10 protein-coding genes are annotated in these 11,964 nt (G+C 38.9%); 4 read left to right on the plus strand and 6 right to left on the minus strand.

The window, feature by feature from the left end:
* The first annotated feature begins 40 nt into the window (after positions 1-40).
* Positions 41-727, plus strand: coding sequence for a tRNA (adenosine(37)-N6)-threonylcarbamoyltransferase complex dimerization subunit type 1 TsaB (gene tsaB / locus AB3G38_RS24325; RefSeq protein ID WP_367866285.1), 687 nt, complete (start codon positions 41-43; stop codon positions 725-727).
* Here tsaB and AB3G38_RS24330 read toward each other — a convergent pair whose 3' ends face one another.
* Both AB3G38_RS24330 and AB3G38_RS24335 read right to left on the minus strand, forming a co-directional pair.
* Positions 728-2,128, minus strand: coding sequence for a DUF5723 family protein (locus tag AB3G38_RS24330; protein ID WP_367866286.1), 1,401 nt, complete (start codon positions 2,126-2,128; stop codon positions 728-730).
* Between the two features lie 51 nt (positions 2,129-2,179).
* Entirely contained in the window at positions 2,180-3,760 is a 1,581-nt protein-coding gene (locus AB3G38_RS24335; protein WP_367866287.1) for a hypothetical protein, read from the minus strand.
* Between the two features lie 548 nt (positions 3,761-4,308).
* Here AB3G38_RS24335 and AB3G38_RS24340 point away from each other — a divergent pair.
* Both AB3G38_RS24340 and priA read left to right on the plus strand, forming a co-directional pair.
* On the plus strand, positions 4,309-4,695 hold the full coding sequence (locus tag AB3G38_RS24340) for a DUF423 domain-containing protein (RefSeq protein ID WP_367866288.1): 387 nt from the start codon (positions 4,309-4,311) through the stop codon (positions 4,693-4,695).
* Positions 4,696-7,176, plus strand: a complete 2,481-nt coding sequence (gene priA, locus AB3G38_RS24345) for a primosomal protein N' (RefSeq protein ID WP_367866289.1) — start codon at positions 4,696-4,698, stop codon at positions 7,174-7,176.
* Between the two features lie 12 nt (positions 7,177-7,188).
* On the opposite strand, the gene AB3G38_RS24350 is transcribed toward priA, so the two are convergent.
* On the minus strand, positions 7,189-7,866 hold the full coding sequence (locus AB3G38_RS24350; RefSeq protein ID WP_367866290.1) for a hypothetical protein: 678 nt from the start codon (positions 7,864-7,866) through the stop codon (positions 7,189-7,191).
* A 278-nt stretch (positions 7,867-8,144) separates the two neighbouring features.
* On the opposite strand from AB3G38_RS24350, the gene AB3G38_RS24355 reads away from it, so the two are divergent.
* On the plus strand, positions 8,145-8,801 hold the full coding sequence (locus AB3G38_RS24355) for a protein-L-isoaspartate(D-aspartate) O-methyltransferase (RefSeq protein WP_367866291.1): 657 nt from the start codon (positions 8,145-8,147) through the stop codon (positions 8,799-8,801).
* Position 8,802: 1 nt separating this feature from the next.
* On the opposite strand, the gene smpB is transcribed toward AB3G38_RS24355, so the two are convergent.
* From smpB to AB3G38_RS24370, 3 genes are all read right to left on the minus strand, one after another.
* Positions 8,803-9,252: an SsrA-binding protein SmpB gene (gene smpB, locus AB3G38_RS24360; RefSeq protein ID WP_068401558.1), complete on the minus strand. Its 450-nt coding sequence runs from the start codon at positions 9,250-9,252 to the stop codon at positions 8,803-8,805.
* 81 nt (positions 9,253-9,333) lie between these two features.
* On the minus strand, positions 9,334-11,196 hold the full coding sequence (locus AB3G38_RS24365; protein WP_367866292.1) for an Nramp family divalent metal transporter: 1,863 nt from the start codon (positions 11,194-11,196) through the stop codon (positions 9,334-9,336).
* 15 nt (positions 11,197-11,211) lie between these two features.
* Positions 11,212-11,883 carry a metal-dependent transcriptional regulator gene (locus tag AB3G38_RS24370; protein WP_367866293.1) on the minus strand — a complete coding sequence of 224 codons (672 nt, stop codon included), beginning with the start codon at positions 11,881-11,883 and terminating at the stop codon, positions 11,212-11,214.
* Positions 11,884-11,964: the final 81 nt, after the last annotated feature.

Raw genomic sequence — 11,964 nt, forward strand, 5'->3', positions numbered from 1 at the left:
TCAGATCTGTCTAAATTTTAAATCTACTATATTTGTCTTAATGGTTACTATACTTCAACTAGAAACAGCTACACAGGTATGCTCTGCTGCATTATCTGTCAACGGAGAGACGATTGCAGTAAAAGAACTTGCTGCACAGAATATTCATGCAGGAAGCCTGACTTTGTTTATTCAGGAAGTAATGGCAACAGCGGGATTGACTTATGCACAGCTGGATGCAGTTGCTGTGAGTAAAGGGCCAGGTTCTTACACCGGGCTAAGAATTGGTGTATCTACGGCGAAAGGACTTTGTTTTGCTTTGGATAAGCCGCTGATCGGAGTTGAAACGCTGAGAATGATGGCACAGGGATTTTTGAAAACTGCAGAAAGCTATACAGGTTTAGTTTGCCCGATGATTGACGCCAGAAGAATGGAGGTCTTTACCGGATTATACGATACTCAGCTGAATGAAGTATTACCTGTTGAAGCTAAAATTATTGAGGAGACTTCCTACCAGGAGCAATTGAATACACACCAGATCACTTTTATAGGTGATGGGGCAATGAAATGCAGTGCTGCTATTATTTCTCCGAATGCGGCTTTCTCTGATCTTAATTTTAATTCTGCGGCCAATATGAGTTTATTGGCCTATAATGCTTTTAAAGCTGATCATTTTGAGGACGTAGCTTACTTTGAGCCTTACTATCTGAAAGATTTTGTAGTGACCCAGGCTAAAAAGAAAGTCTGACTACTGTTTCTTTTTAAATACCCCGAATAATTTAGCAAAGAATCCTTTTCTGTCCAGGTCATCACCAACTCCCGGCATGTAACTGCTGTTTTGAGGGTGTTCCACTGTATTACCGAATTTAATACCGACTCCCATATATACAGAAGCGCCTGCATAGCTGTTGTTTGTGAGGTCTGGCTGCTGTTTATAGGCTGCTGATTTTAAGACATTGTCACTGCCTAAAAAAAACTCAAAGTTCGGAGTTTGATATTTGGCTTGTGTACCTAACATCATAAAGCCGTTTAAGTTGTAAACAGGAGAAAGGCTGACTGAGAATTCATTGTAAGCAAAATTGTTGACTAAAGCGATGTCTCCACCCTTGTTCCAGATGTTTTTGGACACAATGAAGTTTGGGGTATAGAAGTCGAATCTTTTAGAGACCAGTAAATCAAGTTTAGCATTTGTGGCGGTGTAAAAACCTTTTCGCTGATCGTTGCTGATAAATAGATCTTCTAACCTTCTTTGTAAGGCATTTCCATTTTCTCCTGCTTGTAACGTGATGTCCTGACCTTCAGGAACAGCAATAGAATGAGAATTTTTATTCCACCTGATAAAACCAAGGTCTTTCACACTTCCCATTAAAAAGTAACCTGTTTTAGAAGTATAGGTGGTACCAAAACCCAATGAAAGTCCGGGATTTTTAAAATCAGGCATCAATGTATTTGTACTCAGTTCTTTTGCCCGGAGAAAGTTGGACTGATAAGTTCCGCCAACATTAACAGTGAGTTGCCCTGCCGCTGGATTAAACTGTATATCAGAACTGGTAATATCGATTTTATTATAAGTTATGCCGCTTAACACACTTAACTTTACGCCAAAAGCGAGTTGTTTAGATACGTTTTCTCTATAGTTCATACTAAACTGATGATAAGACTGACCATAGCCATTGCCATTGAAAGGCGAGCTCATGCTTTTATTGATTTTCTTGAAATCATCAAAAACAACCAGTGTCGCATTCGTATAATCCACAAAAGCATCCGATCTCATCTGCCAGGAAAAACCTAACTCCTGGTGATCTTTGTAAGATTTAAAAATCCGGAAAGTGAACAAATAAACATTAGAAGTCTGATAGCCCTGATTTCTTCCATTGTCAATCGGAATACCTGCAGTGTTATATTTATCACCATTAATCAAGGTCCGGAGTGCGAAATTCGAAGCTCCTTTATTGGCCGCATTTAATCCAAAATAAGGAAGCAGAAAGTTCGATGCATACTGCCGGGAGGAATCAAGTACAAAAGCTTTCTGAGCTGGATTTTCAAAAGCATCAAATAATGTTTTGGTATTAAACAGCCCGTATTGTTGTGCCTTAATTTGTGTAGACAGGATTAAAAAAAAACTCAGTATAAGGTATCTTTTTGCCATAAGTTGAAAACGATCTTTAAATATGGTCATTTAAAATCTACATTCTGATTATTAATTTGTTAAATTTTGAAGGGTATCAGTGACGACCTCCGGGATTGTATTCAATAAGAGATTGGTTTGAAAGGCACCTTTGTCACCATTGAGCTGATAAATCATTGAGCTGAACTTTTCCAGTCCTTCTTTTTTGATCATATGGTTATAATACGGCGTATAGATGGTTCTTCTGAATAAGTCAGCAGAATTCTTACGATTTATATAATAAGTCACATTTGACGTTTTTGAAAGCTGACTGTATACATTGATATAATCGGGGGTATTAATCAGTAATTTATTATTGTGGTAGTCATTTAAAAAGGATTGTAAAGCACCCGGTTGATTTGAAAAAACCATATAATTATCAATTATAGTATAATATGGCCTGCTGAACGGCCTGAAAGGTTCACCGAAATAACAATATAAAAGTCCTGATTTCTTAAATCTTTTGATAGCTGTATTGTAATCATCACTCATGTCCAATAACAATTGTTTTACTTTATCACCATTGGTCAGATTGATCGCTGCTATATTTTCTGCTGATTTAAGCTGAAAAGAGATCAGCTGATTTTGAAAATAAACAGGAAATATTTTTTCTGCGTCCAAATGATATTCATTGTTAAAGCTGTTGATTGTATTTTTGATTTTCCGGGCTTCTTTGTTTACTAAAAACCAATTGCTTAGTCCTTTTCTCCAGCTTTTATAATCAGTTAGTGCATACAATTTAAAATTAGCCGTGTTTTCTGGTAACAGGTTATCAATGTCGTTTTTTTGCGGAGCCAGCACTGCAAAAAGATTCAAATAGTTTTTCTGATCATTGAGTGCTGAACTTCCGTTAAAAAATAACCGCTCTTTACTAAAGTTGTAATTCAGTGCAGCAAATGAGTTCTGATGGTGAAGTAAAGACAGGCTGCCATTCAGATTTCCTGGAAGCATTGATTTTAATAAAGCTGGTATTTTATTGAAATCGATATATAAGTTTCCTAAACTGTTTCTTTTGAACTTATTACTGGCTTTTATATAGGCCACAAACTGATTGTTTTCTTCATTTGAACCCACTTTTGCTGCTGCTTTTACAGGGGCAGGGCTGTTAGAAAGGAGAATCAGGTTCTTTTCGATGTTCAGATAAAACACAGCACTATCATTTAAGACGAGTTTCATCAGGCCACTATCAGCAGTCAGCTTAATCCCTTTGGATTGCATGGCACTGTACAGTTTTGGTTTATCCAGCTCATCATTTAGCTGCGTGCTGATCAGGTAGTCGATCTCTTTATTTTTTCCGGCAGAGAAACTAATGAAAATATTTTTATTTCCTACCAGGTTATTGACCGCAGGATTAGCTATTAGCGTGCGCTTCAGTAAACTGAGCTGATTGAATTTATCCTGCCCAAGCAATTTTTCAAAGAAATCCTGTCCTTTCAGAATATCGAATATGCTTTTGTCATTCTGAATACAGAAGACAAGGCCGGAATTTGCTGTTGCCGCATACAGACTAGTTTCCTTATAGGAAGTCTCCTTGTTCAGTTTAGAAAAATATAAGTAGGCCATACCCACAATGGCTGCGAATAAAGTAAAGAGGGTGAGGTATATCTTTTTCATTTGCGTTTAACAAATTTAAGCTAATTGTTGCGCATTAGGTGATATTTTATTCTTAAAACAGGCTTTCTTCCGATGTTTTACAGGATTGGAGAGCAGAACTTGCTGATTCTGATGGATGGTTGTCAGAACCGGAGACGGATCTGGTTGAATACTGGTTATCTTTTAGTTAAATAGTGTGTTGCAAGGACATTCAAGGGACATTAGAATGAGGTTGGAATGACTGTGGTCATTGCAAGGTCATTCCAACCTCATCCCAACCTCATTCCAAGGTCATTTCAAGGCACTATTTAACCCCTTTTAAATACCTGTTTTATACGACGAGGCCACGTTAATATGTCAATTGAAATGTCATTTTTTCTAAACTGCAAAAAGCCCCTGTTTTTTAAGGTAAATTGCTGTTAATCTTTGGGGATGGAAGTAGATGAGCGCCAGTAACAACCCCTTTATTTAAGCAGCTGTATTGGCTTAAATAAATAATTTACAAATAGCATTAACAAAAATGCATTTAGGTTGCGTAATTTTACCGGGCTGGAATTAAGACGAATTGAATGAATAGAAAAATAATTTTGACTGCATCTTTCTTTGGAGCAGTAGCGGTAATACTAGGTGCATTTGGTGCGCATAGTCTGAAAAATGTAGTTGCTGCTGATCAGCTGGCCATCTGGAGTAAAGGCGTTGAATATCAGTTCTATCATACTTTTGCCTTACTTTTTCTATCTACCTTCGCCAGGTTCAGAAATAAGCTGGTTGATTTTGCCTATTACAGTTTTACCGTAGGGATTATCTTTTTTTCCGGATCACTTTATCTGCTGGCTACCCGTGAGGTACTACAGTTAAGCTGGGTAAATATTGTGGGGCCTATTACTCCTTTAGGAGGATTATTATTAATTACAGGCTGGATTTTTCTATTCTTTGCCGCCTTAAAAAACAGATAAATGCAGGAATTAAATGATATTGATTTTTCAGAAAGAGACAAGTTATTTATAGAAGTCATTTTACCGCTTTCTCTTTCAAAAAATTATATCTACCGTGTTCCATTTGACTTAAATGAACATACTGCTGTTGGTAAAAGAGTCATTGTGCAGTTTGGTAAAAACAAAATCTATACAGCACTGATTAAAAGTGTCAGCCAGACTGCTCCGGCCTTATACCAGGCAAAATATATTATTGATGTTATAGATGAACATCCGGTTGTAAACTCAATGCAATTGCAATTCTGGGACTGGATGACTGCATATTATCTCTGTAATGAAGGGGATGTGATGTCTGCGGCACTGCCAGCAGGATTAAAACTGGCGAGTGAGACCATTATTATAATCAGGGAAGATGTCTCTTTAGAAGAGCTTGAATTAACCGATAAGGAGAATATACTGATCACTGCACTGGAAAAGCAAAAACGCCTGACCGTAGATCAGATTTCTAAGTTATTAGGGCAGAAAACAGTATTTCCTCTGATCCGTGCGCTTTTAGATAAAGAGGTGGTTCATATTGCGGAAGAGGTTGTTGAAAAATATAAACCTTTATTAAAATCATATATTACCCTGAATCCTTTTTATCTTGAAGAAGGGAATTTCAAACAGCTGTTCGAAGTGCTGGAGCGTGCGCCAAAACAGCTGGATGCTCTGCTGATGTATATTAAACTTTCCAAATCCGGAATCGAAATATCAAGGCAGCAATTGCTGGAAGACAGTGGTTGCGGACAGGGAGCGTTGAAAGCATTGCTGGATAAGGAGATCTTCTTCCTTCAAAAGAAAACCGTAAGCCGGCTGAACGAGGAGTCGGATGATATGATTCTTAATTTCAAGCTCAGTCCGGCACAAAATACAGCTTTAGAAAAAATAGAAACAGAGTTCCTGACCAAAGATGTTGTTTTATTACATGGAATAACTGCTTCTGGTAAAACTCAGGTTTATATCAAATTGATTGAGCAGGCGATTGAAAAAGGCGGACAGGTTTTATTCCTTTTGCCTGAGATTGCATTGACTACACAGATTGTTGAACGGATCAAGCGTTATTTTGGAGATGCGATCGGGGTATATCATTCGAAATTTAATGACAATGAAAGGGTGGAGATCTGGAACAATGTAATGAACGGTAAATATAAAATCGTTCTTGGTGCACGTTCTGCAGTGTTTTTGCCATTTAAAAATCTGAAACTGATTGTAGTCGATGAAGAACATGAATCCTCTTACAAGCAAAATGAACCTGCGCCAAGGTATCAGGCCAGGGATGCCGCAGTTTACCTGGCACATTTGCACCAGTCAAAAATTATCCTGGGCTCGGCCACGCCGTCAATAGAAAGTTATTACAATGCACTTCATCAAAAATACGGCTTAGTTACCCTGAGTGAGCGCTTTGGAGGAGTTGAACTCCCAATTCAGGAAGTGGTAGGGATTGCCGGAGAAACCAAAAAGAAGAAAATGGTTTCTTATTTCTCCAGCGTACTGATTGATGATATCACCGCAACACTGGAAAGAAAAGAGCAGGTTATTCTTTTCCAGAACCGCAGAGGGTATGCGACTATCCTGATTTGTAAAACATGTGGTTTCGCTCCTAAATGTGTAAACTGTGATGTGAGCCTTACTTTCCACAAAAGCAGTGGCAAGCTGCATTGTCATTATTGCGGGTACCATGAAAGCAGTATGAATATTTGTCCTGCCTGTGGTTCTGTACATATTGAACAAAAGGGTTTTGGAACTGAAAGAATAGAAGAGGAGTTAAGCCTGATTTTTCCGGAAGTAAAAATTGCAAGGCTTGATGTAGACAGCACAAGAACAAAAAATAGTCTTCAGAAGATCATTGGTGATTTCCAGGAAAAGAAAACCGATATTCTGATTGGTACACAAATGGTCGCTAAAGGACTTGACTTTGATAATGTAACCCTGATCGGAGTAATCAATGCGGATACTTTATTGAATTACCCGGATTTCAGAGCGTTTGAACGTAGTTTTCAGCTGTTAGCACAAGTTGCAGGCCGTGCTGGCAGAAGAGATAAACAGGGGAAGGTATGTATACAGGCTTATGATGCTGATCACAGGATCATCAGACAGGTAGTGGACAACAATTACCTGGAAATGTATACGGATGAAATTGCTGAGCGCAGACAGTTTCATTATCCGCCTTTTACCAGGCTGATTTTTATCAATGTAAAACATAAAGATTCAAATTTGCTCAATGCAGCAGCTGCGCGTTTTGCAACGATGTTAAGAGCACAGCTCGGAACACGGGTACTGGGACCGGAACAACCTCTGGTTTCCAGGATCAGAAATTATTATATCAAACAACTGATTATTAAATCAGATAAATCAACCGCTATTCATAAAGTTAAGGCCGCACTTAAACAAACTATAGCAGACTTTAACGGAGAAAACACCTTTAAAGGGATAATTATACAGATAGATGTGGATCCTTATTAGGAAAACTGAAAATTAATTCCTGCTTCCTAAATGAAACTGCAAGCCTACGGTTACCGGACTGAGCAGAAATTCTTTTTTGGATGCAGAGGTTTCTGTTCTTTGGGCGGCAGTGTTTTGTGCAACAGTCTGTATTCTTAAATGGGAAAAGTATAAGTCAAAACTGCCTTCTGCAAAAATAGAAAGCTGCTCGACCGGAGTTATCCGGATGCCTAATGCGGGGCTTAAAGTCAGGCCGTTTTTTATAGTTTCCATCTGGTCTGTTAACGCAATAGTTCTCTGGAGGTCAATAAAGTCCCTTAAACCTTTAAAGCGGTTATAACGATAGCCAATATCGAAGGCAAAATACGGTTGTATATTGGAATAATTCAGGTTTTTCTCAAATCCTATTTTAATCGCATAATCAGTTACTTTTCCATTGATCAGGTTACAGTTTATACAATTACTTTTAAAGTCCACTGATTGCTCGATAAACCTTCCGGTTAAGCGATAATTGATCTGGCGGTCATCGATTTTAAACAGGCCGCCATTAAATTTGGTTGTTATATATTTAAGGGGGTCCTGGTTCTCTATCCCTGGAAGCTGGAGATAGCTGAATGCATTAAATCCAATGCTGTAAGTGCTGTTGGATTGTGAGCGGACATTCAGGGTAAAAAGAGAAACGAATAAAAGTGAGAGTAATCCCTGTTTCATAAGTCGTTAGTTTTCATTTAGGTATATAAAAATATATATTATTTTTCCTGTGTGATTAAAATCGGCTTCAGATTTTTTTATTTGTATTCCTAAGTAATATTCCAGGTTTTACTGAAAAAAAATTACCTTTTTATCTTTCCTGAGTGAAAGATTTATTCTTTTCATTAACAGGTAAGTTTATTGTTTAATATTTGATCTGTTGGCTTTTACAGTATTGAGGTTAAATTCATCCAATTAAAACCTTAAAAATCGGTTTCAAAGAAGTATTTTTGAAATCAATGGCATACAAGTTTGTAGATAATTACCGGGAAAGAGGAGCAAGAAAGAAATTGGTGGAGCATCTTAAATCAAGAGGCATCACAGATGAGCGGGTACTGAGGGCAATTGGAAAAGTACCACGACATTTCTTCTTTGATGAAACTTTCTGGAACCAGGCTTATAAAGACATTGCTTTTCCGATTGGTGACGGGCAAACTATTTCTCAGCCTTATACGGTAGCTTACCAGAGTGAATTGCTGCACATCAGCAAAGGTGACAGTGTATTGGAAATAGGAACTGGCTCTGGTTACCAGACCTGTATTTTAATGGAATTGGGGGCAGAAGTATTTACCATCGAGAGACAGGAAAGTATTTACAGACACACCCTTAAAGTATTGCCCGGAATGGGATATAATGCGAATTTCTTTTTTGGTGACGGCTCAATAGGGATAGCTGAACATGCGCCATATCACAAAATTATTGTGACTGCCGGTGCGCCGTTTGTTCCTGAAATTTTATTGAAACAGTTAAAAATCGGTGGTATGCTGGTGATCCCGGTAGGTGATGCACATTCTCAGACCATGGTTACGGTAATCCGTGTCAGCGAGACTGACTACGAAAAGTTTGAACTGGATACCTTTAGATTCGTACCACTGGTAGGGGACCAGGCCTGGTAATTTAGCCTTTCATTGCCCGGTCCATTTCACGTTTAGATTCACGGTCTTTGATGCTGTCTCTTTTATCAAAGTCTTTCTTTCCCTGCGCTAATGCAATTTCTATTTTAGCAAAACCTCTCTCATTTGTGAAAATGCGAAGCGGAACAATCGTATATCCTTTTTCTTCACTTCTGAATTTCAGCTTTTTCAATTCCTTTTTTTGCAGCAGTAAAATCCGGTCACGTTTAATATCATGGTGATGGAAAGAACTGTGGCTGTATTCTGAGATATGAAGATTTCTTACATAAAGTACATTGCCAATGAACATGCAGAAGGCATCAGTCATATTTGCTTTACCTTGTCTGATTGCCTTTATTTCTGTTCCAAGCAAAGCCAGTCCGGCATTGTATTTATCAACAACATGGTAATCGAAGTATGCTCTTTTATTTTTTATTTGAATGTCAGTCGCCATAGAATCAGCTAATATCAGAAAGAATTGCCGATTTATGGCAATTCTTTCTGAATTTTACAAAGGATATAAGATTCTGGTGGGTTATCTGACCACCAATACTGGTATGGTAATTTTATGTCTTACTGCATCTACGGTAGTTCCGAAAATTAAATCTTTTAGTCCTTTATGTCCGTGTGCACCCATCACCAGCAACTGTAAATCATTGGCTTTAGTGATTTCTGCAATGGCACGTGCTGTACCGCCAAAACCAATATGGGGAATACCGTGATAACCCAGCTCTGCCAGGTTCTGGCCATATTTCTTCAGGTTTTCTGCATCACTCACTGTCTCATGATCGAGCGCAGCTTTTCCATGGTACTGGGCGCCGGCAGTTTCAACAATATGGATTAAATGATAATCTGCTTTTTTACCGCCCTGGATCAGTGCATGGCGGATCGTGTTCAGGTCATTCTTTGAAAAATCGACGGTAATACCTATCCTGATATAATGGATATGATCGACAGGATCAATAGCCATTGCATTTCCGTGAGGGATATTTTTCTGGTGCTTTATGCTGGAACTGAGCATCGGATAAACAAAAACATAAAGTAAAAGCAGGCCAATCAGGATAGCCACAGGAATAATCAACCCATAGATATACCATCCATGTGTGGTGGTTGCCCAGCCTGAAATTTCTTCTATAACGAGTTTAATATTCAGGGCAACAATAACGGCAGCACTGATCCAGGCCAGTATTTTGACCCATAGCTTAATGGCAAAGCCTTTCATCTCTTTTTTATCAGAAGTGAAATGGATCAGTGGGATCACCGCAAAGCCGAGTTGTAAACTTAATACAACCTGACTTAGAATCAGTAAACCGCTTAAGGCGTCATTTCCAAAATAAAGGATAGTGAAAAAAGCAGGAATAATGGCCAGCAACCGGGTAATTAACCGGCGCAGCCAGGGCTGTATTCTAAGGTTCAGGTGACCTTCCATCACAATCTGGCCAGCCAGTGTACCAGTAATGGTCGAACTTTGCCCCGCGGCAATCAATGCAATCGCGAAAAGAGCTGGGGCAACGCCGCCAAATATATGTCCAAGCAGTTTATAGGCATCCTGTATTTCTGCAACTTCATGCATTCCATTTTTATAAAAGGCGGCAGCAGCCAGAATCAGGATCGCAGCATTGACAAAGAAGGCAAGGTTAAGTGCAACGGCAGTATCTATAAAATTGAATTTGATGGCTTCCTTAATTCCCTGATCATCACGTTCAAACTTCCTGGTCTGAACCAGCGAAGAGTGCAGGTAAAGATTGTGGGGCATCACAGTAGCTCCGATAATACCGATGGCAATATAAAGGGCTTGTCCGGACAGTACAGAAGGCTCCAGTCCTTTGGCAATTTCCTTCAGGGAAGGCTCCACAATAAACATCTCTACTAAAAAGGAAATCCCTACGATGAAAACCATGGAAACAATGAAAACTTCCATTTTCCGCATTCCTTTATTCATCAGGAACAAAAGTAATACGGTATCAAAAATAGTAATACTAATGCCCCAGATCAGCGGCAAACCGAATAGCAGGTTCAAACCGATGGCCATACCAATAATTTCTGCAAGGTCACAGGCTACAATTGCGGTCTGCGCTAAACCAAATAACGGAACATTTACCCATTTAGGATAGGCGTTTCTGGAAGCCTGTGCTAAGTCCAGGCCCCTTACGATACCTAATCTTGCACTTAAAGATTGTAAGAGCAGGGCGATTAAGTTCGACATCAGCAGTACCCAGATTAACTGATAGCCGAATTTACTGCCTCCTGCAAGGTCGGTAGCCCAGTTTCCCGGATCCATATAACCCACACTAACCAGGTAAGCCGGGCCAATAAAAGATAATATCCTTCTCCATCCGGTACGCTTACCGGTGTCTACACTTTGATGTACTTCGCTTAACGATTCTGTTTGCTTCATCAGCTAAAAATTCTTTTAATTATGAACAGCTTCTTCTAATTTAACAAGGATGTGCTGCGCTACTTTGCGGCTGACATTGACAGGCAGATTATTGACTACGAGTTCTACTGAACCATCATAGGCGGTAATTCCCTGAATAGTTATGGTTGCACCTATGGTTAAACCCAGCTTCTCCAGATGAATTAAAAATGGAGAAGAATGTTCACTGACACCAATGATAATGCCACTTTTTCCTGTGGCAATTTCATGAAGATGTGTATGTGCAGAGGGTTCAAAATTTCCATGCTGATCAGGAATCGGATCACCGTGGGGATCTCTTTTCGGAAAACCAAGAAAATCGTCTAAGCGCTCCACCAATAGAGAAGAATTAATATGTTCGAGTTCTTCTGCAATATCATGGACTTCATCCCATCGGAATTTAAGTTTGTCTACTAAAAAGACTTCCCATAAACGGTGTTTCCGGATGACTTTAATTGCAGCGATTTTCCCTTTTTCAGTTAATGTGACTCCCTGGTACTTAATATAATCAATTAATTGCTTATCTGCCAGCTTTTTAAGCATGTCGGTAACAGAGGCCGCCTTGGTGTTCAATCCATTGGCAATCGCGTTGGTTTGTACGGTGCCAGGCTCTGTCTGGGAAATATGATAAATGACTTTGAGGTAATTCTCTTCAGTAAATGAGTGCATTTTGTTGGCCTAATAATAGTTTTAGGTAAATCTAAAAATTATTAGATAAAATAAAGCATAATTTTTATGTTTATTTTTAGA

Source organism: Pedobacter sp. WC2423 (genome assembly GCF_040822065.1).
Taxonomy (GTDB): Bacteria; Bacteroidota; Bacteroidia; order Sphingobacteriales; family Sphingobacteriaceae; genus Pedobacter.

Coding starts and splice junctions, on each gene's coding strand:
- tsaB (WP_367866285.1), top strand. CDS start 41: ATGGTTACTATACTTCAACTAGAAACAGCTACACAGGTATGCTCTGCT.
- AB3G38_RS24330 (WP_367866286.1), bottom strand. CDS start 2,128: ATGGCAAAAAGATACCTTATACTGAGTTTTTTTTTAATCCTGTCTACA.
- AB3G38_RS24335 (WP_367866287.1), bottom strand. CDS start 3,760: ATGAAAAAGATATACCTCACCCTCTTTACTTTATTCGCAGCCATTGTG.
- AB3G38_RS24340 (WP_367866288.1), top strand. CDS start 4,309: ATGAATAGAAAAATAATTTTGACTGCATCTTTCTTTGGAGCAGTAGCG.
- priA (WP_367866289.1), top strand. CDS start 4,696: ATGCAGGAATTAAATGATATTGATTTTTCAGAAAGAGACAAGTTATTT.
- AB3G38_RS24350 (WP_367866290.1), bottom strand. CDS start 7,866: ATGAAACAGGGATTACTCTCACTTTTATTCGTTTCTCTTTTTACCCTG.
- AB3G38_RS24355 (WP_367866291.1), top strand. CDS start 8,145: ATGGCATACAAGTTTGTAGATAATTACCGGGAAAGAGGAGCAAGAAAG.
- smpB (WP_068401558.1), bottom strand. CDS start 9,252: ATGGCGACTGACATTCAAATAAAAAATAAAAGAGCATACTTCGATTAC.
- AB3G38_RS24365 (WP_367866292.1), bottom strand. CDS start 11,196: ATGAAGCAAACAGAATCGTTAAGCGAAGTACATCAAAGTGTAGACACC.
- AB3G38_RS24370 (WP_367866293.1), bottom strand. CDS start 11,883: ATGCACTCATTTACTGAAGAGAATTACCTCAAAGTCATTTATCATATT.